Origin of the sequence: Pseudoalteromonas sp. US3C1013, assembly GCF_048401115.1 — a bacterium.
Classification (GTDB): Bacteria; Pseudomonadota; Gammaproteobacteria; order Enterobacterales; family Alteromonadaceae; genus Pseudoalteromonas; species Pseudoalteromonas undina.
The window spans coordinates 1,120,824-1,143,585 of sequence record NZ_CP183075.1 but is presented as its reverse complement, the minus strand read 5'-3'; the positions used below and the strand labels follow the sequence as shown (position 1 = coordinate 1,143,585).

Below are 22,762 nucleotides of genomic sequence, written 5' to 3'. Positions count from 1 at the left end.
ATTACCTATGACTTTTTTTGATATTTTAAACTAACAACATGCTCGCCTAAACGCTCATGCTCAATTGAAAAATTATTTTGTAAGCTCTCTAAAAGCCCTGCGACATCACCCGCTTTAAACACGCCAGCCACTTTAATACGCGCTAATTCATCAGATGACAGTTCAAATCGCGTGGCGGTATAACGGCTAACTTCGTTTAAGGCATCAACCAGTTGCTCGCCATTGAATATCAACATGCCATTTTGCCATGCTAAATCGCGTTGTACGTCATCAACCGATAATTGTGTAATTGGTTTAGTTACGCTCTGTTCAATAATAGCTTTTTCACCCGATATCACTATATTGGCATTGATCTGGCGGATTTCGTGATTGCTGTTATCAGCTTGCTGATACGCTTTAAAATCGTCAGCATTAACGGCAACGCTAGGATCGGTGATCATCACTTTACCTTCAGTGACTACCAACTCGAGATCTGATGAGGTATTGCGCTGAACATTAAAGACTGTACCAAGTGCGGTAAAGCTTTTATCCCCCGCCATCACACTAAACGGGCGTGATGCATCTTTAGCTACATTAAAACGCCCTTCTCCACGGCTTAGTAATAACTGTCTACGTCCTTGGCTATAAGCGACTTCTAGTGAACTATTAGTATTGAGCTGAACTATTGTGCCATCTGGTAAAACATAGGTTGCTTGCTCGCCAACCTTTGTTTTATAAATTTTTGTGTAATTTACTTTAGCTAAATTTTGGTTAAAGTTGCTCCCCATGTTCAGCAAAAAGTAGCTGCACATCATTAAAGCTGCAACAACACTTGCCGCAATACCATATACATAGGAAGGCTTTGTTTTAATGCCTGCAGAGTGCTTATTAGGAAACAATACGCTGAGCTCGTTAAGCACACTTAAGTCATCCCATAATTGTGCTAATTCATATACCGCATTCTGATGAGCCGTGCTTTGTAGCATCCACAGTTTAAATTGCTCTTGCTCTTGTGTACTTAAGCCACGATCAATCGCACTTATCCATTGCGATGCTTTTTCTAAGATTAATTCTTTTGAAGTAAATTGATGGATGTTACTCATTTTACTGCCCTCACTATGTTCGCACTTTGTTGGCAATGTTCACTCTCATCTTGCACTTGATCGCGCATATATAGCATGGTGTTTAGTAGCCCTTTAGCAATGTGCTTTTCTACCGTACTTTGACTTAGCTGCATTTGCTGTGCGATCTCTTTTTGGCTCATCCCATATACTTTTTTTAATATAAAACATTTTCTCACTACAGGGCTTAGCTGCTCAGTAGCACGACAAAATAGTAAAAAACGTTCTTTGGAGGTGTATTCATCTTCTAATTGCATTGATTTAAGCAATTTAGGAAGTTCAGTTTCGTGATTTAAAGGAGTACTAAATTTATTATCCCATTTAGCTATATGATTTAGGGCGAGATGTTTAGCTGTTTTCAACATATAGCTGCGGGTGTATTGAATATCTTGTTTTAGCTCTGCTTCATAACTTTTAACAAAGGTTTCTTGAACAATATCATCAACATCGTCAGGTAACACAATTTTAGACACAAAGCGCCGCAGTTGCGTGGATATATCTGAGAATGTACTGGCTAATTTAATTCCTCGAGCCACGTGGGTAGTCCCTTGTTATTATTATTAAGGTAAGATTACGAGTTTTATGGTTAATTACAAGGCATTTTGTTAATTATTGGTTATTTATTAGTTGCGAATATACGTACTCAGTATAAATGTATTAATATTTATTATGTTCTTAATCATTATGGCTGTATAAAAAGTAGCACCCCTAGCGTTTTTATAGTGAAGCCAAACCCTTATTTAGCTTAATTTTTATTGGGTTGCTGTGTAGTAATTTAATAACCGCAACGCTACTATTAACGGATAGAGGCTAGGAGTTAAAAATGAATAATCAAAAATTAGCTGATTTTGAGCTTTACTTTCAAATTGAAGAGAGCAATCGCGTCAATCTATTTGCCGTAGATGACGCAGTGGTACCAAAAAGTTTGGCTGAACTAGACGCAGATATTCCGCCTTTATTTAAACTTGCTAACGAAGTCAGTAGTTTAGATCAAAGCGCTTTAGGCCCTTTGCGTAACTTAGGAGATATTGCCCAAGAACTGACGACGTTTTTACAAGCCCAGTCGCGTAAGATAGATTTGATCATGAGCCATATTTTAGCTTCAGAACAACCTGAAGATAACTCAATTTATTGCGATAGTTATGGCGGCGGCGGAATTAAATTTACCAGTGAACATTTGTACACATTAGGTCAGAAATTTCGTACCAAACTGTTTTTACAGCATGAAGCCTCTGCGGTGTATTGTTATAGCGAAGTTGTTGCTATAGAAAAACAAGACAATGAGCATTACCAGTATACCCTGCTATTCGTATCAATAAGAGACAGTGATCAAGAGTTGGTTGTTAGAGCCAGTTTACATGCGCAAACACGCCAACTTAAAAAGCGCCAACAACTTGAAAAAGCGAAAGAGAGTTCAAACGAGTAACACGAGTGTTTATTTACCTGTTTAAATCGCTTTAAATTGTAGTTCAAACGTTTATTTAAAAGTGACTTAGCTGTAATTGAACTGCTAAACTAGCCCCATCTTTATTTGTATTAAAAATCCATGAACTTTAGACTTTTACCTGAATGGGCCGAGCAAGATGCAGTTATGCTTACATGGCCTCATAAAAATACCGATTGGGCTGATAATTTAGCACGTGTTGAACCCGTTTATATTGAACTTGCAAAACATATTACTGCGCAACAAGCCTTAGTGATTGTTGCTCATGATGAAATATTAAAAACCCACATTAACTCATTACTAAATGATGCTGGTATTGAGCAAACCCGTGTATATTTTGTTGTTACTCCCACTAACGATACGTGGGCGCGCGACCATGGCCCACTTACGTGCAGCGCTATAGAAAAGCCAGAGCAATTAAAAGTCTACGACTTTACCTTTAATGGCTGGGGTAATAAGTTTGAAAGTGCCCTTGATAATCAAATAAACCACACATTAGTTAAACAGCTAAGCAATACAAACAACCAGTATCAAGCCCTCGATATGGTGCTTGAAGGCGGTGGTATTGAAATTAATGAACATGGTGTATTGCTAACAACTAGCGAATGTTTACTGAATAAAAACCGTAACCCTGATTTAAACCCAAGTGACATAGAAGTACTTTTAAAAGCACACTTAGGCGCTACTGATTTTTTATGGGTTGATCATGGTTATTTAGCCGGTGACGACACCGATAGCCACATTGATACGCTAGTGCGCTTTGCACCTAACAACACCCTTGTGTATGTAAAATGTGACGATAAAAGCGATGAGCATTTTAGCGCGCTAGATGCCATGGAAAAACAACTACAAAGCTTTAAAACTGCTGATAACACCCCATATAAGCTAATTGAGTTACCGTGGCCAAAAGCCGTGTATGACGATGAAAATACGCGTCTACCTGCCACCTATGCAAATTACTTAATTATAAATAACGCAGTACTAGTGCCGATTTATGACGATGTAAACGACCAACGTGCTTTAACACAAGTTCAAAAAGCATACCCAGAGCACACAATTATTGGTGTAAATTGTTTACCTATTATTGAGCAATTTGGCAGTCTTCACTGCATTACAATGCAATTACCTCGTGGATTTTTAGCTGGAGCAGCACAATGACAAGCCCTGCACATTTATCAGTTGCCTTAGTGCAACAAAGCAACAGTGACAACGCTGAACATAATATTGAAAAGTCAATTGCGGGCATTCGCGATGCAGCTAGTAAAGGCGCGCAACTTGTTGTATTACAAGAGTTACACCGCAGTTTATATTTTTGCCAAACCGAAGACGTTGATGTATTTGATTTGGCCGAAACAATACCAGGCCCAAGTAGCAACACTTTAGGCGAACTCGCAAAAGAGCTCGGTATTGTTATTGTAGCTTCATTATTTGAGAAACGTGCTACGGGTCTTTATCACAATACCGCCGTGGTGCTTGAAAAAGACGGCAGCATTGCAGGTAAATACCGTAAAATGCATATTCCAGACGACCCTGGGTTTTATGAAAAATTTTACTTTACTCCTGGGGACTTAGGCTTTGAGCCTATTCAAACCTCAGTAGGTAAGCTTGGCGTACTGGTGTGTTGGGATCAATGGTTTCCTGAAGCCGCGCGTTTAATGGCAATGGCCGGCGCTGAACTTTTAATCTACCCAACAGCTATTGGCTGGGATCCATGCGATGATAAAGACGAGCAAACCCGCCAAAAAGATGCTTGGGTTATTTCACAGCGAGCGCATGCGGTTGCTAATGGCGTTCCGGTGATTAGTTGTAATCGGGTTGGTCATGAAAGCGACCCAAGCGGTCAAAGTGACGGCATTCAATTTTGGGGCAACTCTTTTATTGCAGGTCCTCAAGGCGAAATGTTGGCAGAGGCTGATAACCAAAATGAACAAATATTAATGGTAAAACTTGATCAAAAACGCAGCGAGAACGTAAGACGTATTTGGCCGTACTTACGCGACCGTAGAATTGATCATTATCAAGATTTAACAAAAATTTACCGTGACTAAATAATAATGTGGCTCTTACTCGTTAAGAGCCTAATTTAATGGAGTAATTAATGGCGTTTGAGCAATGGGCAGCCTTGCCTTGGGTAAAATCTCAAAAAGATAAAATTCAATGGGGCGAACTTCTAGGCAGTGGCTTAAGCATTGCTATTGCACAAGGTGTTAAGCAGCAAGACAACTTAGTGTTAATTGTTACCCCTGATACACCAAGTGCTCTGCGCCTTGAAACAGAATTAGAGTACTTGCTGCCTGATAACCCAGTAATGGTTTTTCCAGATTGGGAAACATTGCCTTATGATCACTTCTCGCCCCACCAAGATATTATTTCAGCACGTTTAGCAACACTCAACACACTGAAAAAAGAGCAACAAAGCGTACTCATTGTTCCGGTATCAACCTTGATGCTGCGCACTGCCCCAGCATCATTTATATACGGCTCAACGCTGAATTTTAAAGTAGGCGATAGATTAGACACCCATGCCCTGCGAGAAAATTTAGAGCAAGCGGGTTACTTACATGTGCAACAAGTCATGGAACATGGCGAATATGCCATACGCGGCTCTATTGTTGATTTATACCCCATGGGGAGTAAGCATCCATTTAGGCTCGACTTTTTTGATGATGAGCTAGATACCATCCGTTTATTTGATGTGGAAACTCAGCGCTCAGACGAAAAAGTAGACAAAATTGAGCTACTGCCTGCTCATGAGTTCCCTACTAACGAATCAGATATTGAACGTTTCAGAATAAGCTATCGTGAAAAATTTGGCGCAAGTGCTGAGCAAGACTCAGTCTACATGCAGGTCAGCAAAGGCAATTGGCCAGCAGGTATAGAATATTACATGCCGCTGTTTTTTGAAGGCTTAGCAACCATATTCGACTACTTGCCTGACTCAACAACCGTCATGCAGTTAGGGGATTTAGAGCATGCAGCGGATAACTTTTGGCACGATGTTAATGTGCGTTATGAGAACCGCCGTGTAGATCCTCTGCGTCCACTATTACCGCCCGATGAATTATATCAGCCAATTAATGAGCTGTTTTCCAATTTAGGCAATTATGGCCGCATTCGCCTATCGCAAGCAAAGCTAGGCACTAAAGCAGGTAATAAAAATCTCGCAGTTAATGAATTGCCCAATGTACGCATCGATCATAAACAACATCAACCCTACGATGCATTTATAAATTATGTGGCAGAACAAAAAAAGAAAAAAGGCCGAGTTGTCATCAGTGTTGAGTCGGACGGTCGACGCGAATCATTACTGAGTATATTAAAACCTAGCGGCTTAAAATTTAAAGAATTTGATAGCTTTGAGCAGTTTACCAACAGCAGTAATGACGTTGGTTTAATTGTCAGTCCGCTTGAGCAAAGTGTGGTGCTTAGCACTAAACCAAGTTTGAGCATTATTACCGAGCAAGAATTGCTTGGGATCAAAGTATCACAACGCAGACGTCGTAAGCACAAGTATGAAGCAAGCCAAGACGCGTTAATTCGTAACTTAGCAGAGCTTAAAGAAGGCCAACCAGTTGTGCACCTTGACCATGGTGTGGGCCGTTATCAAGGGCTGCAAACGATTGATGCCGCCGGTGTGGTGACTGAATTTGTAACTATTACTTATGCAGGTGAAGCAAAACTGTATGTGCCGGTATCGGCACTTCATATGCTTAGTCGTTACTCAGGCGGTGAAGAGGCCAGTGCGCCACTGCATAAGCTCGGCTCTGATGCCTGGGATAAAGCGAAAAAGCGCGCCGCCGAAAAAGTACGTGATGTAGCCGCAGAGTTACTCGACATATATGCACAACGCCAAGCTAAGCCTGGTAATAAGTTTACGCTTGATGGCCAAGCTTATCGCCAATTTAGCGATAGCTTCCCGTTTGAAGAAACGGATGATCAACGTAACGCCATTGAAGCGGTACTTGGTGACATGCAGTCAAAACAAGCCATGGATCGCTTAGTATGTGGTGATGTAGGTTTTGGTAAGACCGAAGTAGCTATGCGTGCAGCCTTTGTAGCAGTTAACGATAATAAGCAGGTGGCTATTTTAGTCCCTACCACCCTACTTGCTCAGCAACACTACGATAATTTTAAAGACCGCTTTGCTGATTTTCCAATTGAAGTGGGTGTACTGTCGCGTTTTAATTCGACCAAAGAGCAAAAAGAAACCCTTGAAAGAATGAATGATGGCAAGCTAGATGTGGTTATTGGCACTCATAAATTGATTCAACAAGATATCAACTTTAAAGATTTAGGCCTGTTAATTGTTGATGAAGAACACCGATTTGGGGTTCGTCAAAAAGAAAAAATTAAAGCTCTGAGAGCTGATGTAGACATACTCACTCTTACCGCAACCCCTATTCCGCGTACATTAAACATGGCGATGAGTGGCATGCGTGATTTATCAATTATTGCCACTCCACCGGCTAAACGTTTAGCGGTTAAAACCTTTGTACGCCAACGCGACGAAGAGCTTATTCGCGAAGCGGTACTACGTGAAATTAAACGTGGCGGCCAAGTATACTTTTTACATAACAACGTAGAAACTATTGAACGTGTCGCTCAAGAAATTAGCGAATGGGTGCCTGAGGCAACAGTAACCTCTGCACATGGTCAAATGCGAGAGCAAGAGCTTGAGCAAATAATGACTGATTTTTATCATCAGAAATACAATGTCCTTGTGTGTACTACGATTATTGAAACCGGTATTGATGTGCCCACAGCAAACACCATAATTATGGATAGAGCCGATAAACTTGGTCTTGCTCAGCTACACCAATTACGCGGACGTGTAGGTAGAAGCCATCACCAAGCCTATGCTTATTTACTTACCGGTAACCCTAAGGCACTCTCTAAAGATGCGAAAAAACGTTTAGACGCGATTGCCTCATTAGAAGATTTAGGCGCAGGCTTTGCCTTAGCAACTCATGATTTAGAAATTCGTGGTGCGGGTGAGCTATTAGGCGATGATCAATCAGGGCAAATGCAGACCATTGGTTTTAATTTGTATATGGAAATGCTTGAGCAGGCCGTTAACGCGCTTAAAAATGGTCAAGAGCCAACTCTTGAAAATCTATTACAAAAACAAACAGAAGTAGACTTAAAGCTACCTGCTTTGTTACCAGATGATTATATTCATGATGTTAACGCGCGTTTAGGTATGTACAAGCGAGTAGCAAGTTGTGCTAACCTTGCTGATATTGATGAGCTGCAAGTTGAATTAATAGACCGCTTTGGTTTATTGCCCGATGCAGCTAAAAACTTATTTAGTTTACAACAACTAAAGATGCAAGCGAGTAATCTAGGCATAACCAAAATAGAGGCAAACCCGAAAGGGGGCTACTTTGAGTTTAGTCAAAATACTAAGGTTAATCCTAGCTTCATTATTGGTTTGATACAAAGTGCGCCACATATTTATAAGATGGATGGCGCAAATAAATTACGCTTTGCCATTAGCGAGGCGAATGCCCGTGAACGCTTAAAAATGATCACTGCTATGATTGCAGATTTCGAAAAAAAGGTTAGCCATTAATGTTGCTGAAAAAATCGCTGGTTGTTTTATGCTGCTTGTTTAGTAGTACTGCATTTGCAGAGCGTTGGTTTGAAGTAGAAGTGTTGATATTTAAACAACGCCCTGCTCCATACCTACAAGAAGACTTTAGCTTAAAGCACGACGCTATAGAAGATAAAAATACCTTAGATTTACTAAGCCCTGTTTATAAAAAACAAGCAATGGACGCGTGTATAAATGGTGATCCGCGTTTTCAAAAACGTACCTTTGCTGACACTTTAGTCAACTCAAATCCTCAGTCAGCAGCGTGTAACGACAGCATTGATTATGTAAAAAGTTACGATGTGTTACCAGTAATACCTCAAGCACCTGCACAAGAGACGATGGAGCAAACTTACCTGTTAGCCCCTGAGCAATTGCAGTTTCAATCACAACGCCAAGCTCTAAACCGCAAAGGACTAACTCCTTTATTGCATACCGGGTGGCGATTTGAGGGTGCGAGCAAATCACGTTCGCCTAGCATTCATTTGTTTGCAGGCAGCCAATTAAAAAACAATATAAACACTGCGATTAGTTACGCCGATTCTGATTTTATTAGCTTAATAAATACGCCTGAACCACTATTTGACGAAGCTCAATCTTCCGACATGAAATGGGAGTTAGATGGGCTGTTTAAAATACACTTGCGCCATTACTTATTTATTAATGCACACTTTGATATAAGTGAAAAACGTGACAATGGCGATCTAGAATCAGCCCGTTTTTCACAGTTTAGACGGGTGTTTAGTGAAGACATTCATTATTTTGATCACCCTCGTATGGGGATGATTGTGCAAATTCGAAAATTTAATCATTAACGGTATTATTCAAGGAAAATAACAATGAAAAAATTACTTATTATTGCAGCGGCACTGAGTCTTGCTGCTTGCTCAAAAGTAAACTTAGAAAATTATGAAAAGATTAAAATTGGTATGGACAAAACAGAAGTTGAAGCTCTTTTAGGCAGTGCTGATAATTGTGTAGAAAAAACACTGCATACTAGTTGTACTTGGGGTAATGACGCTAAAAATATCGAAATTACCTTAGTATCAGACAAAGTAACGCTATACAGCAAAAAAGGACTAACGGATAAATAGTCTAGTTTAGTTTAAGTAAAGAAGAGGAATAACCTGTGTTATTCCTCTTTTTTAGTGTCACTAGTGTAAATTAGCTCTATATTAACAATTTTACTGCGATTTAAAGTGATTTTATAGCGTTGATACAGCGCATTATCAGATTCGGTTAAAACCAATACCATATTTAATTGGTAGCGTCTTTCGACTCCCTGCTTAGAAATTTTATTATTTTCTAAATGGTACAGCTTCCCTTCCCCCTTTTTTAAATAACGTGCAAACGGTGCAAGATTAAATTGCAGTGTTTGCTGTAAGCTATCGTAGCCTGGCAAAAATTCTTTAGCACTGACCCGCGTTTCACTAGCAAAATGCAGCCATTGCGCCGCCTGTTTATTTTGCTGACGACGCTTAGAGAAAATTTTTCTCACTTCTTTAGGGATTTTTTTAAACCGCGTGTATTCTAACCAAATAAACTGGCTCGCTACTTTATCTTTTGTAATACTGTTTTTAAATATAAAGCGCCATTTTGGCCGCCCCCGCACAATAGCACGCCAAATAATACGGGTAATATCTTCTTTAAATATTTCTCTCAGCCCGTAAATAACCCCTAAAATTAAAATCAATGAAGCGGTTATTTCAGTAAAGGTAGAACGCGCATTGAGTATTACCACCATCACAAAGGCCATTATAACAGCCGTTACAGAGCCTTTTACCAAGCGTTTTAAATAACTATTAAGATAGCGTGTTTGGCGCTGTAAAATCACTCCATGCTCTATTAAACGCTGTAATAGGCGCATTTTATTGGTAATTCTGTTGGCGTCTTTAAGTGTTGAGTCAGAATTATATTGTTGCTCTGCTCGGTACTCACTCTCTGACTTACAAAAGTTTAATAAGTCATTTCGCTCTTTAGCGTGATCGCTACTACGCGGCCCTTCATCAAGCAGCTTTAAAAACGTTTGTTCAATCTGCCAGCTTAGGTAGTTATCAGCATTGGTATAAAACGGGATCAGCTTTTCGTTATCAGGGGTGTAACGTCTGAGTTTTCTGAGTAGACTTTGGCTTTGCTCGCAAAGCTCCATAGCCCGCTGATAAAATTCATCGCTTTCTTGAATTTTTAACGCATCTTTAATATCAGCATCAATAGCAAGGCGTACTTGATAACAATATAAATTTAGATTTTGTCGGTAGTCTTGTTGCTCCCCTTTGTTTTTACTCACAAAGCGGCTTCTTACCAATGGAAGATGGATATTATTAGCGTTGTAGGCTACAAAAGATTTAAATTGATTATTAAAGTAAGACTCTTCGCTAAGTGTTTGTGCATTAATACCCATTTCATTTGGGATAGAAAAATAAAGATCGAGACGCTGCTCTGCACGCGGTGATAATTGCGGTTCAATAACAAACGATAAATTTTCGTCTTGCTTTAACAATGATGCCTCCTTTGGTTATCTACCTGAGTTTACGTGCCTCTTTAATTTTGTTCAACAAAAAAGGCCTAGTAAATACTAGGCCTTTTAATGGTTCTAATTAGTTAAAATTAGAATTTAACGTTTACGCTTGCGAAGATACGCGAACCAATTACGTCGTAAAGCTCAGGAACAGTACCCATGTCATTACCACCTAGCACGGTCTCAGGCTCTTTATCAAAGATATTATTCATACCACCTGTTAAACGAACATCGTCGTTTAAGTTGTAGCTCATAGAGATATCATGGTAAACAGTGTCGTCTGTGCTAAAGAATTCGCCATAGTACTCACCGTCCATACCTTTAATGTAACGAGCGTTGTAAAGCACGCTGATATCATCATTAATATCGTAGTTAACTGAAAGGTTTGACTTAATTTCAGAGTAACCACCAATGTTACCATCAATAGTACCTGTGTAATCAATTTCGTCTTGCTCAAACTCAATTAAGTAAGTGGTGTCTAGGTTGATACGGTAGTTATCAGCTGTATAAGAGATATTCCAGTCAATACCTGATGTATCTTGTGCGCCAACATTTGTTAGTGCAGAACTTAATTCAGATAAGTCACCATCAGCTGTAATGTTTACTGCTGCACATGATTGCGTATTTCCAGCAAAACAGTTACGCATTTCATTTTGTACATCTAAACGCGTAATTGCATTAGTGATATCAAACTTCCAGTAATCTAATGTAGTTGATAAACCGTCTGCAACTTCCCACACTAAACCGAACGTGAATGATCTGCTTTCTTCTGCTTGAAGATTATCATCGCTTGTGTAATTAACTTCGATTTGTGGATCTTGCTCGTTACCCCATGGATCTTCTAGGTAATCGAATGAACCTGTATTACCGCCAAACAGCTCAGCAACATTTGGGGCTCTAAAACCAGTAGCAAGTACAGAGCGAACCATAAAGCTATCGGTTACATTCCAAGTAGCACCTAGTTTCCACGTTGTTTCACCACCAAATGTTGAGTAGTTATCGTAACGTGCAGCACCTTCTAGAGTAACTGAATCAAGCACTGGCATAGACGCTTCAAAGTATACAGATTGAACAGAGTAATCACCGTCTGTCGGATCTTGCTGCGCTGCTGTACTTTCGCCTCTTTGAGTAATTAAATCTGGCGTGTAAAAACCACTTTCAAATCTATTTTCTACACCAATTGCGTAACCAATGTCACTTTCTGTAACAGCACTGTATCCCGCAGATAGAATGAACTGCTCATTACCACCTTCGTTTGACTCTGTGTAAAGAGAGTTGCTTGATACTAAAAGCTCACGATTAATTGCATCACCACTGAACCAAAGGGCTTGGTCACCATAAATGCTTTGTTCCATGTTTCCTGCATGGATTGAGTTTTGAACCTTATCTTCTGAGTCATTACGACCGTAAGTTGCACTGATATCCCAGCTTGCATCGTTATCTAAAAGACCTTGCAATGCAACAGACGCTCTGTATGTATCGGTTTTTTGCTCATAGATACGCGGACCTGCATCAACCATTCTGCGACGATACTCTAATGAATCGGCTAATACACCATCTTCATCGATAAATGCATTAGTGTATGTATTACTAAGCTTTGTAGTATCTAAATCAATACTTGCAGGCTGTGGCGCTAACTGCTGGCTTGAATCACGACGTGTGTACATTAAATCAACGTTAAACGTTGTATCTGAATCAAGTTCTTTATTGAAGCTACTGAATACACTGTATAAGTCACTTGGTGTTTGTGCATAGCTTGAAGGTGTGTAGTCATAACAAGTGTCACGATCTTTAAATCCACCTTGGCCATTTGGCGCTTTGCCACCTAAAGTACCTTCTGGAATATAAGAAGAACAACCTGGCTCAACAAATTTACGATCTGATTGAATGATATCGCCACGGTTTGTGTACTGAGCACCAAATACTAGGTTACCGTCAGCCACTTGCATACCATGAAGTAAACTAACACCATAGTTTGTGCCATCGCCTTTGGTAGTTTGACTACCTTCAACGTTTACTTCAGAGCCTTCAAAATCTTTTTTCGTGATGATATTTACAACACCAGCGATAGCATCTGAACCGTAAACAGCTGATGCACCATCTTTTAAGATTTCGATTGATTTAATCATTGCAACTGGAATCGTATTTAAATCAACAGAAGAATCGGCACCAGTGCCTGATGAAACCATACGACGGCCATTTAATAAAACCAGAGTACGCTGTGCACCCATACCACGAAGATTAACTGTAGCAGAGCCACCAGAGCCATTGTTACTAGTTCCACCTAAGCTCATACCTGCAGCTGACGGTTGGTTTGAAAGCACATCAGCAACTGAGGTGTAGCCACTTTTAGCAATAAAGTCATCACCAATTACAGTGATTGGACTAGCCGTTTCCATATCAGTACGGTTAATGCGAGAACCCGTTACTTGAATTTTTTCAATTGACTTTGCTGCTTCGTCTGCAGCTAAAACCTGAACACTTGAGAACATTGGGATTGCTGCAATTACAGCTAAACCAAGAGTTGATTTTTTCATGGATGAACCCTACTTGTTGAAAATTTACCTAAATTGGTAATGCCCACTTTTATGAGAATTGTGAGTGAGCGAGAGCAACTTAGGCGCCTTTAACTGAATGAAAACTTAACGAGGGAATGATAAATAAACAACACTGATTGAGGCGTCCTACGAAAGGAACAAAGGTTACAACATGTTTCATTGTTAATTAATAAAAACACATAAAAATCAAGAGCTAAAACAACATCAATCACATAAAAAACACAGCTGAAATCAAATGAGTAGAGTTTGTAATCAAATGTAATTATCACAATAATGTGCCCTAAACAGGAAAATTAACATGTTAATCACAGCTCGTTATTAAAACGGTAAAACTAGGTGTTAATTACTAACCATATTTATGCAAGTAGATTGTTTATTTAGTCTGAATAATTTTGCTATATGCTTTAACCAGGTAAATTTTATGCTTATAGTGGATTACGAGCTCACTACACATTAATAAAAAACAGCTGTTAAATCGACGAGGGCTTTATAAATGTATTTGTGAGTAATAAAGGATGGCTATAATCTTTAAAGCAAGTAGATGTGTAAAAGGGATACTTATTTATTAAGTTAAAATACTTACACTAACAGACGTGCTTCAGTTTCAGGTAACTACTACATGTTAGGTAAAGGACAATGGGCTTTGCCACTAGAGTTATACGGAAATAGCGTAGTTGAAAAACTACACCATAGTAAAAACTTTCAATAAGTGACGTTAAAATAGTAATCAACATTACTACTTATGCCAGTATTTTTATTGCTAGTAGTAAGTACAAGCTTCCACACCATATTTTGCTCTGAGCAAATCCCAACCATAGTATCGGCCAACCAAATATTCCCTTGCTCGATAAACTGCAATGGAATGTAACCCATATACATAGTTACCCCCTCCAATTTAGCCGCTGTTATTGTTAGATCATTAGGTAAGTGAGCATAAATTGAAAACGGTGTCTCTGGTGATAAGATTTCTTCGCTTAACCAAACCTTAACTTGATTTTCAAAATGACATGGTTTGTTATTTTTACACTCGGTTTGCGATTGGCTTACTTTTGCTGTTGATGTTGATGTTGATCCAGAAAAGTCACAACCTAGTAAAAATAATAGAAAAGAAAGTAAGCATACTCTATATATATACATGCAGGTTCTCAAATATCTAATGTATGGGCCCAACATTTAGGGCAAGTTGGTTGATTATCGGCTTTAATGAGTGAGTAAGGTACAAATCACCTCAAAAAATAGACAGCAACTCAATAAAGTTTGATTGATGTCATATTATTACGCAATTGACCTATCTTTTTAAGGCCAAAAAATTTATCATTTCAACCGCAAAAAAAACAAGTATTTCTTGAGATTATTATCTTTAACAACCACATATTGTGGGGTTTAGATAGTATACTTTGGAATAATAGTAGGTCCTACTTTAACAAGTAGGTAATTCATTTCTAAACGCATTTATTGCAGCGGAAGCCAGAAAATGAGCCAAACAGTAGCATCACAAACTGAGTACAATTATAAAGTTGTACGCCAATTCGCTATTATGACAGTGATTTGGGGCATCGTTGGCATGGGTATTGGGGTTCTGATTGCTGCCCAACTAGCTTGGCCAGCACTTAACTTTGACACACCATGGTTAACTTACTCTCGACTTCGTCCGTTACACACGAACGCAGTAATTTTCGCATTTGGCACAAGTGCTCTTTTTGCGACGTCTTATTACGTCGTACAACGTACATGTCAAACGCGCCTTCTTTCAGATAAATTAGCCGCCTTCACCTTTTGGGGTTGGCAGTTAGTGATTGTTCTAGCAGCAATTACTCTACCTATGGGTATTTCAAGTTCTAAAGAGTATGCAGAACTTGAGTGGCCTATCGATATCTTAATTGCTGTTGTTTGGGTAACGTACGCTATTGTATTTATGGGTACTATTGCTAAACGTAAAGTGGCTCATATTTATGTAGCTAACTGGTTCTATGCTGGTTTCATTATTACTGTTGCAGTACTTCATATTGTTAACAGCATGGCTGTTCCTGTCTCACTAACTAAATCATACTCAATTTACGCCGGTGCGGTTGATGCAATGGTTCAGTGGTGGTACGGACACAATGCTGTAGGTTTCCTTCTTACTGCTGGCTTCTTAGGTATGATGTATTACTTTGTACCAAAGCAAGCGGGTCGTCCAGTTTACTCATACCGTTTATCGGTTGTTCACTTTTGGGCTCTTATCTCGCTTTACATTTGGGCAGGTCCTCACCACCTTCACTACACTGCGCTTCCTGATTGGACGCAAAGCTTAGGTATGGTGATGTCTATTATCTTATTCGTGCCGTCTTGGGGGGGTATGATCAACGGTATTATGACACTTTCAGGTGCATGGCATAAGTTACGTACTGACCCAGTACTTCGTTTCTTAGTGGTTTCATTGTCTTTCTACGGTATGTCGACGTTTGAAGGCCCAATGATGGCAATTAAATCTGTAAATGCGTTATCGCACTACACAGATTGGACTGTAGGTCACGTACACTCAGGTGCATTAGGTTGGGTTGCAATGATTTCTATCGGTGCAATTTACCACCTTATCCCTGCGTTATTCTCGCAAGGTCGTATGTACAGCATTAAATTGATCAATACACACTTCTGGTTACACACTGTGGGTGTTGTTTTATACATTGTTGCAATGTGGATTTCAGGTGTAATGCAAGGCCTAATGTGGCGTGCAGTTAACTCTGACGGTACATTAATGTACAGCTTTGTTCAGTCGTTAGAAGCCTCTCATCCTTTCTATGTTATGCGTTTCTTAGGCGGTGTATTCATCGTTACAGGTATGCTGGTTATGGCTTATAACGTTTATCGTACAGTTTCAGCGAAAAATAACTCGTTAGAACTTGATGAACAAGCGCAGTTAGCATAACGGAGTCAGATAATGAGCAATAAAAATTCGCAAAATAAACACGAAATTATCGAGAAAAATATCGGCCTTATGGCCATCTTGACTGTTTTCGCAATCAGCTTTGGTGCATTGGTAGAAATTACTCCGCTAATGTTCCAAGACGACACAACTAAACCCGTTGATGGGTTACGCCCGTTAAATGCGCTAGAGTTTGAAGGTCGTGACATCTATGTGCGTGAAGGTTGCGCTAACTGTCACTCACAGATGATTCGTCCATTTCGTGATGAAGTCGAGCGTTACGGTCATTACTCGGTTGCGGGTGAATCAGTATGGGATCACCCGTTCCTGTGGGGCTCTAAACGTACTGGTCCTGACTTAGCACGTGTAGGTAAACGTTACTCAGACGACTGGCATTATGCGCACTTAATTGACCCTCGTGCAGTTGTTCCTGAGTCGAATATGCCAGGCTTCCCTTGGTTAGCAGAGAACACGCTTGATACAAGCTTAACTCTGAAAAAGCTACAAATTTTCCGTGACACGTTTGCTATTAACCCAGAAAACCCAAAACACCCGGGTTTAGGTTATGGCAGTGACGAGGAATTAATCGCTGACATTGCTAAAGTTGACGCAATGAATGACGGTAAAGGTGCAACAGAAATGCAAGCCCTTATTGCTTATTTGCAACAACTTGGCACACATTTGAAGTAGATTATTATGGACTACGGGACATACAGAGGCATTTTGACTCTGGTAATTTTAGTATTATTTATTGTGATTGTTGGATGGGCATATAGTAAGCGCAGTAAAAGTCGTTTTAAAGACGCTGCTAATGTCATATTTGAAGATGAAAAAAAACACAACAATACACTCTCTAACGAGGAAAAGGGGTCTGAGAAATGACTAGCTTTTGGAGTATATGGGTTATTGTATTAACCCTTGCATGCTTAATCATTATCTTTGGTCTACTAGTTTGGAACTTAAAAAACTATGTAGGCGTAAAAGAAGGTGAAAGCTGTGGACATGAGTTTGACGGCATTGAAGAATTGAACAATCCACTACCAAAATGGTGGACATACATGTTCTTCGCAACGTTTGTATGGTCTGTTTATTACTTAGCAGCTTACCCGGGTTTAGGTAACTGGGAAGGCTTAGCAAAGTGGACCAGCTCAAACCAAGGTGTTACTTCTTTAACTGAATCGAAAGAAGCAGTCATTGATGCTAAAGAAGATGGCCGCTTTGTAAAGCTAGATGCAGAATATCGTGCTGCTGAAGAGCGTTTTGGCCCAATTTTCAATGAATTGGCACAAATCTCTGTTACTGATTTAGTAGAGTCTAAGTTTGCTGGTGATGCAGCACAGCAAGTAGCACTAGAGAACGGTACTAAACATGAGCAAACGCAAGGTCAACTAGCGGTTGAAATTGGTCAGCGCTTATTTGCTCAAAACTGTGCGCAATGTCATGGCTCTGATGCTCGAGGTGGTACTGGCTTCCCTAACCTAACAGACAAAGATTGGTTATACGGTGGTACACCTGACAAAATCAGAGAAACATTACTTTTAGGCCGTGTTGCAGCAATGCCACCTTGGGGTGATGCATTAGGTGAGCAAGGCGTTAAAGAAATGACAGCTTATGTACTTAGCCTATCTGGTCGTACTGTAAACCAAAAAGATGCCGATGCAGGTAAAGCGAAATTCGCGATGTGTGCAGCATGTCATGGTGCAGATGGTAAAGGTTCAGTAGCACACAACTTACCGTTTGGTGCACCAAATCTAACTGATAACATTTGGTTGTACGGTGGTTCTCAACGTGCAGTTGAAGAAACACTTAACCATGGCCGTGCTGGTGTAATGCCTGCTTGGAAAGAGATTTTAGGCGAAGATAAAATTCACCTATTAACTGCTTACGTTTACAGCTTATCGCAAGATAAATAACGATAAAGTTAACAAAACGTTTCAGTTTTAATCTTTTTATTTCAATAGATTAATACAGATCAAAAAAGCCTCCACTCGGAGGCTTTTTTTTAGTCTTTTCGTTCTATTTATTATAATATAGCCGCACATTAATTAATTTTAGAGCGACTATGCAACCGACTCCGTGGTATAAAAATTTTTGGCCTTGGTTTTTAATCTTCTTTCCATTAGCTGCAATTATTGGCTGCATTAGTTTATTTATTACAGCCATTGGTAACGGCCCAGATATGGTTGTGGACGATTACTATAAAAAAGGCAAAGCAATCAACTTAGAGCTGATTAAGTTTGATAAAGCAAAAGCCTTGTATTTACATGGTGACCTAAATGTATCTGATGAGCGAGTAAGCTTTAAATTTACTAAAGGCGATACCAGTAATATCCACGCGCTAAAATTATCGTTTTTTCATCGCACTATAAAAGCTCATGATTTTGAAGCTACCCTCACTCCAAATGCTAATCAAGAGTTTACTGCATTATTAGAAAGCTACACGCCTGGTGCTTACTCAGTGTTTATTGAGCCTGTTGATGCTAGTTGGAAAATGAAAGAAAGTATTACTTTACCAACCACAGCCACCGTTTTAGTTACTCCTAATTATAAGTAGTATTTAGTATGTCTAAAAATTGCTTTCATTGTCTTGAAAGTGTGCCAGCAGGGTTTGACGCACACGTTATTATAGACAATACCGCTGAGCCAATGTGTTGCATTGGCTGTCAAGCGGTTGCTCAAAACATCATTGACCAAGGAATGACCGACTACTACAAATACCGCACCGTAAGTGCCGGCAAAGTAGAGCAACTTGTCCCTGAACAGCTCGCTTTTATTAAAAGTTATGACAATGAAGATATCCAAGATGAGTTTATTAGTACGCACAACGACAACTCTGAGGTATTACTGAGTGTTGAAGGTATAACCTGCGCCGCCTGTGCCTGGCTAATTGAAAAGCAATTATTGAACCTTAAATCGGTAAAACGCGTTGATGTAAATACCTCAACAAATCGTGCCATGATCCACTGGGATAAAAGTGCCACGCCTTTAAGTGAGCTAATTACCTCATTGGCTGAAATAGGCTATAAAGCTTACCCCTTCCAATCAGATTTAGAAGCCCAGCAAAAGCAACAAACAGCCAAAGCGTATATTCGCCGCCTTGGTGTCGCAGGCTTGATGACCATGCAAGTGATGATGTTTGCCTTTGCAATGTACTTCGGCATGTTCTCTGGAATGGATAGCAACTTTGAACAGTACTTTAGATGGATCAGTTTAATTCTAGCCACTCCAGTCATTTTATACAGCGCCCTTCCCTTTTTAAGTAACGCAATTAACGGCTTAAAGGCAAGGCAGCTGAATATGGACTTACCAGTATCATTGGCTATTTTTGGTGCTTATGGCGCCAGCTGTTATGCCACCGTAATGGAAGTAGGCGAAGTTTACTTTGAATCTATTTGTATGTTTACCTTTTTACTCTTACTAGGTAAATACTTAGAATTTAGAGCGCGTTTAAAGGCCAGTGAATTCACTGCCAACTTGCAAAAGTTGTTACCCCTTACTGCACGAACGCTCGATGAGCAAGGTAATGAGCACATCATTGCCGCCAAAAAACTCAAACTTAACGATATTGTGTTAATAAAGGCTGGCGAAACCATTCCTGCTGATGGCATATTGGTTAAAGGCAGTACCAGTGTTGATGAGTCTATGATGACCGGCGAACATCAACCAGTACGAAAGTATATTGATCATAATGTGTATGCAGGCACGGTTAACCATGATGGTATTATTGAAATAAAAATCAATAAACTAGGCCAAAACACCCTACTTAATCAAATTATTCGCCTGCAACATAATGCCCTAACAAAACGCCCAAGACTGGTTGAAATTACCGACAAAGTAGCGCAGTGGTTTGTTGCTGTATTATTGGTGTTTGCCTCTCTAACCGCCATTGGTTGGTACCAGGTAGACCCTGATGTTGCTTTTTGGATCACTATATCGGTGTTAGTGGCCACTTGCCCGTGCGCATTAAGCTTAGCAATTCCGACCGCATTAACGTGTGCTGTAGCAACCTTAACCCGCAAAGGTATACTAATTAAGCAAGCACATGTGCTAGAAACCCTATCAAAGCTCACTTTATTTGCCTTTGACAAAACAGGTACGCTTACACAAGGTAAATTTAGCCTCGACGTGGTTGACATACTTGATGATAACTACAGCAAAGAACAAATTCTTGATATTGCAGCCCAGCTTGAAAGTTACTCTGAACATCCTATTGCCAGTGCATTTAAGGAGTTTAAAGGGCAACGTAAATTTGACGATGTACAACTGCACCCAGGCATTGGGATAAGCGCTCAGTTCGATAATACCCATTACGCTATTGGTAAAAGTGGCTGGTTTGACACAAAAAAAACCAACGCACAAGCAACGCTTTACATAAACAAGCAGGCTGTTGCACGCTTTTACTTTGTAGATAAAGTTAAAGCTGATGCCGATAAGCTCATTAATGTTTTACAAGCGGCTAACCTTAGTTGCCATATGCTAACTGGTGATGCATCTGATGCCGGTGCCAAAGTCGCTAAAAAATTAAAGCTTGATTCAGTACTTGCAAGCTGCAGTCCAAAAGATAAACAAGTCGCAGTTGAACGCTGGTCATCGCAAGGTGAAATTGTTGCTATGGTTGGTGATGGCGTAAACGACAGCCCAGTATTTGCCAGCGCCCATTTATCTATCGCCATGGAAACCGGTGCCGATATATCTAAAAATAGTGCTGATGTTGTATTGCTAAACAGTGACTTAGCTTCTATCTCGCATTTGTTAACTATTGCTAAACAAACACGACGTATAATTAAGCAAAACTTGGCGCTTTCTTTATTATATAATGGCTCTATATTACCGCTAGCGGCTATGGGCTTAGTTGCGCCATGGATGGCCGTTATTGGTATGTCTGCCAGCTCTATTATTGTGATATGTAATTCACTAAGGCTATTAAAGTTATGAGCATAATTTATATTTTAGTTCCTATCGCTATTTTGTTTGTATTAATTGCTATTGGCGTATTTTTTTGGGCAGTAAAAGGCGAGCAATTCTCTGATTTAAACAAGCAAGGCCATAGTATTTTGTTTGAAGACGACAAAGAGCAGCACAATAAAAGTAATGATTGACCCTATTTTTGTTAGCGCTTTTTTAATGGGCTTAATTGGCAGTGGTCATTGCATTGCTATGTGTGGTGGTATTGCCAGCTCATTGCAACTTGCCAGCAATAAACGTCAAACGTGGTTATATTCTCTAGCTTATAACAGCGGTCGAGCTTTAAGTTATATGCTAGCAGGAGCCCTTGTTGCGGGTATTAGTAGCCAGTTTGCTACGCAAAATTCTGCCTTTTCATTATTTTTGTTATTTTTAGCCGGTATTTTTATGTTACTGGTTGGCGTTTATATTATGCGCCTAGCCGCCACCTTACAGTGGCTCGAAAAACTAGGTAAAACCCTCATTTGGCAGCACTTAATTAAACTTAATAAGTATTTAATGCCCATTGATTCGCCTCTAAAAGCGCTTGGTTATGGTGCGTTATGGGGCTGGTTACCGTGCGGTTTAGTATATTCTGCACTTACTTGGGCAATGACCAGTGGCAGTGCCATTAATGGTGCTTTAGTTATGCTGGCATTTGCCCTAGGCACATTTCCTGCCATGATCACCTTAGGCATGGCTGCACAAAAGCTAAATAGGCTTTTTAATCACCCATGGACACGAATAACATTAGGCAGTGTTATCATTTGGTATGGTATCTACCTCCTGATCATTGCAACAGATAAGCTAGTGCATTAACATTATAAAATGTCGTGCATAGAAATTTAACGGATTGAACTTATGGATTTTTCTCAAAGTCGTGCTAAAGGTAATTGTGCCATTAGCTGTAATAACTGCAGTATTAGCCAGTTATGTTTACCATTTTCTTTAAATGGCCAAGAAATGGATAAACTTGATGAGATCATTGAGCGAAAAAAACCATTACACAAGGGTGACTACTTATTTGAATCGGGCGCGCCTTTAAATGCAATTTTTGCGGTTCGTTCAGGTTCGTTTAAATCGTATACTTTGTCTGAGCAAGGCGATGAACAAATTACCGGCTTTCACTTAGCTGGCGACCTTGTTGGGTTTGATGCCATCAATAAAATGCAGCACCAAAGCTTTTCTCAAGCACTAGAAACCTCAATGGTATGTGAAATCCCCTTTGATACACTTGACGAACTCGCTGGTAAGTTGCCTAAGCTTCGCCAACAAATTATGCGTTTAATGAGTAGTGAAATAACTTACGACCAAGAAATGCTGCTATTACTTAATAAAAAGTCTGCCGAAGAACGTCTAGCGAGTTTTATTTATAATTTATCAGAGCGTTTTGGTGAGCGTGGTTTTTCACGTAAAGAATTTAGATTTACCATGACCCGCGGTGAAATTGGCAACTACCTTGGTTTAACTGTTGAAACCATTAGCCGTTTATTGAGTCGTTTTCAAAAAGCTGACTTAATTAAAGTAGAAGGTAAGTTTATTACTATTTTAGATAATGACGCGCTTGCAAAAACAGCTGCGATTGTAAAGCCACGTTAATAATAGCTTCTCATTTTAAAATTAATCTCCCCCTGAATTGGAGCGTAATTATTTGCAATTATGCTCTATCTCTACTAACACTTTGGGTAGAGGTATTACCC

Annotated in this window: 20 protein-coding genes; 15 read left to right on the top strand and 5 right to left on the bottom strand. The window is 39.7% G+C overall.

Annotated elements, in window-relative coordinates; translation table 11 throughout:
* Nucleotides 1–5 precede the first annotated feature (5 nt).
* On the bottom strand, nucleotides 6–1,082 hold the full coding sequence (locus tag ACNSN2_RS05305) for a FecR family protein (RefSeq protein WP_055011781.1): 1,077 nt from the start codon (nucleotides 1,080–1,082) through the stop codon (nucleotides 6–8).
* Complete coding sequence (locus ACNSN2_RS05300; protein WP_010389615.1) at nucleotides 1,079–1,636, bottom strand: RNA polymerase sigma factor; 558 nt, start codon at nucleotides 1,634–1,636, stop codon at nucleotides 1,079–1,081. Before ACNSN2_RS05300 ends, ACNSN2_RS05305 begins: the two co-directional genes overlap by 4 nt.
* Nucleotides 1,637–1,923: 287 nt before the next feature.
* Between ACNSN2_RS05300 and ACNSN2_RS05295 the strand changes: the two genes are divergently transcribed.
* The 6 genes from ACNSN2_RS05295 (at nucleotide 1,924) to ACNSN2_RS05270 (ending at nucleotide 9,231) form a co-directional block, all read left to right on the top strand.
* Nucleotides 1,924–2,526 carry a PilZ domain-containing protein gene (locus ACNSN2_RS05295; RefSeq protein WP_010389613.1) on the top strand — a complete coding sequence of 201 codons (603 nt, stop codon included), beginning with the start codon at nucleotides 1,924–1,926 and terminating at the stop codon, nucleotides 2,524–2,526.
* Between the two features lie 120 nt (nucleotides 2,527–2,646).
* Entirely contained in the window at nucleotides 2,647–3,702 is a 1,056-nt protein-coding gene (locus ACNSN2_RS05290) for an agmatine deiminase family protein (protein WP_054200696.1), read from the top strand.
* A complete protein-coding gene (locus tag ACNSN2_RS05285) occupies nucleotides 3,699–4,592 on the top strand; it encodes a carbon-nitrogen hydrolase (RefSeq protein WP_418608707.1) in 894 nt (297 codons plus the stop codon). Before ACNSN2_RS05290 ends, ACNSN2_RS05285 begins: the two co-directional genes overlap by 4 nt.
* A gap of 50 nt (nucleotides 4,593–4,642) precedes the next feature.
* Nucleotides 4,643–8,116 (top strand): transcription-repair coupling factor, encoded by a 3,474-nt coding sequence (gene mfd / locus ACNSN2_RS05280; RefSeq protein ID WP_418608706.1) that lies wholly within the window; start codon nucleotides 4,643–4,645, stop codon nucleotides 8,114–8,116.
* On the top strand, nucleotides 8,116–8,952 hold the full coding sequence (locus ACNSN2_RS05275; protein WP_054200694.1) for a peptidoglycan binding protein CsiV: 837 nt from the start codon (nucleotides 8,116–8,118) through the stop codon (nucleotides 8,950–8,952). Before mfd ends, ACNSN2_RS05275 begins: the two co-directional genes overlap by 1 nt.
* A 24-nt stretch (nucleotides 8,953–8,976) precedes the next feature.
* On the top strand, nucleotides 8,977–9,231 hold the full coding sequence (locus ACNSN2_RS05270; RefSeq protein WP_036983007.1) for a lipoprotein: 255 nt from the start codon (nucleotides 8,977–8,979) through the stop codon (nucleotides 9,229–9,231).
* Between the two features lie 38 nt (nucleotides 9,232–9,269).
* On the opposite strand, the gene ACNSN2_RS05265 is transcribed toward ACNSN2_RS05270, so the two are convergent.
* The 3 genes from ACNSN2_RS05265 to ACNSN2_RS05255 form a co-directional block, all read right to left on the bottom strand.
* Nucleotides 9,270–10,637, bottom strand: a complete 1,368-nt coding sequence (locus ACNSN2_RS05265) for a hypothetical protein (RefSeq protein WP_010389605.1) — start codon at nucleotides 10,635–10,637, stop codon at nucleotides 9,270–9,272.
* 107 nt (nucleotides 10,638–10,744) lie between these two features.
* Complete coding sequence (locus ACNSN2_RS05260) at nucleotides 10,745–13,192, bottom strand: TonB-dependent receptor plug domain-containing protein (RefSeq protein ID WP_054200691.1); 2,448 nt, start codon at nucleotides 13,190–13,192, stop codon at nucleotides 10,745–10,747.
* A gap of 723 nt (nucleotides 13,193–13,915) precedes the next feature.
* A complete protein-coding gene (locus tag ACNSN2_RS05255; RefSeq protein WP_418608705.1) occupies nucleotides 13,916–14,350 on the bottom strand; it encodes a hypothetical protein in 435 nt (144 codons plus the stop codon).
* A 337-nt stretch (nucleotides 14,351–14,687) separates the two neighbouring features.
* On the opposite strand from ACNSN2_RS05255, the gene ccoN reads away from it, so the two are divergent.
* The 9 genes from ccoN (at nucleotide 14,688) to ACNSN2_RS05210 (ending at nucleotide 22,661) form a co-directional block, all read left to right on the top strand.
* Nucleotides 14,688–16,121 carry a cytochrome-c oxidase, cbb3-type subunit I gene (gene ccoN, locus ACNSN2_RS05250; RefSeq protein ID WP_013464670.1) on the top strand — a complete coding sequence of 478 codons (1,434 nt, stop codon included), beginning with the start codon at nucleotides 14,688–14,690 and terminating at the stop codon, nucleotides 16,119–16,121.
* 12 nt (nucleotides 16,122–16,133) lie between these two features.
* Nucleotides 16,134–16,808, top strand: coding sequence for a cytochrome-c oxidase, cbb3-type subunit II (ccoO, locus tag ACNSN2_RS05245; RefSeq protein ID WP_418608704.1), 675 nt, complete (start codon nucleotides 16,134–16,136; stop codon nucleotides 16,806–16,808).
* A gap of 6 nt (nucleotides 16,809–16,814) precedes the next feature.
* The gene (locus ACNSN2_RS05240) at nucleotides 16,815–17,000 is read left to right on the top strand and encodes a cbb3-type cytochrome oxidase subunit 3 (RefSeq protein WP_010389598.1); all 186 of its coding nucleotides are present in this window, start codon (nucleotides 16,815–16,817) and stop codon (nucleotides 16,998–17,000) included.
* Complete coding sequence (gene ccoP / locus ACNSN2_RS05235) at nucleotides 16,997–18,031, top strand: cytochrome-c oxidase, cbb3-type subunit III (RefSeq protein WP_418608703.1); 1,035 nt, start codon at nucleotides 16,997–16,999, stop codon at nucleotides 18,029–18,031. The genes ACNSN2_RS05240 and ccoP overlap by 4 nt, the downstream gene beginning before the upstream one ends.
* Before the next feature lie 149 nt (nucleotides 18,032–18,180).
* Complete coding sequence (locus ACNSN2_RS05230) at nucleotides 18,181–18,672, top strand: FixH family protein (protein WP_010389596.1); 492 nt, start codon at nucleotides 18,181–18,183, stop codon at nucleotides 18,670–18,672.
* 8 nt (nucleotides 18,673–18,680) lie between these two features.
* Nucleotides 18,681–21,053, top strand: a complete 2,373-nt coding sequence (locus ACNSN2_RS05225) for a heavy metal translocating P-type ATPase (RefSeq protein WP_418608702.1) — start codon at nucleotides 18,681–18,683, stop codon at nucleotides 21,051–21,053.
* On the top strand, nucleotides 21,050–21,217 hold the full coding sequence (ccoS, locus tag ACNSN2_RS05220) for a cbb3-type cytochrome oxidase assembly protein CcoS (RefSeq protein WP_008109812.1): 168 nt from the start codon (nucleotides 21,050–21,052) through the stop codon (nucleotides 21,215–21,217). Before ACNSN2_RS05225 ends, ccoS begins: the two co-directional genes overlap by 4 nt.
* Nucleotides 21,210–21,881: a sulfite exporter TauE/SafE family protein gene (locus ACNSN2_RS05215; protein WP_418608701.1), complete on the top strand. Its 672-nt coding sequence runs from the start codon at nucleotides 21,210–21,212 to the stop codon at nucleotides 21,879–21,881. Before ccoS ends, ACNSN2_RS05215 begins: the two co-directional genes overlap by 8 nt.
* A 42-nt stretch (nucleotides 21,882–21,923) precedes the next feature.
* Nucleotides 21,924–22,661 carry an FNR family transcription factor gene (locus ACNSN2_RS05210; RefSeq protein ID WP_010389589.1) on the top strand — a complete coding sequence of 246 codons (738 nt, stop codon included), beginning with the start codon at nucleotides 21,924–21,926 and terminating at the stop codon, nucleotides 22,659–22,661.
* The last annotated feature ends 101 nt before the right edge of the window (nucleotides 22,662–22,762 follow it).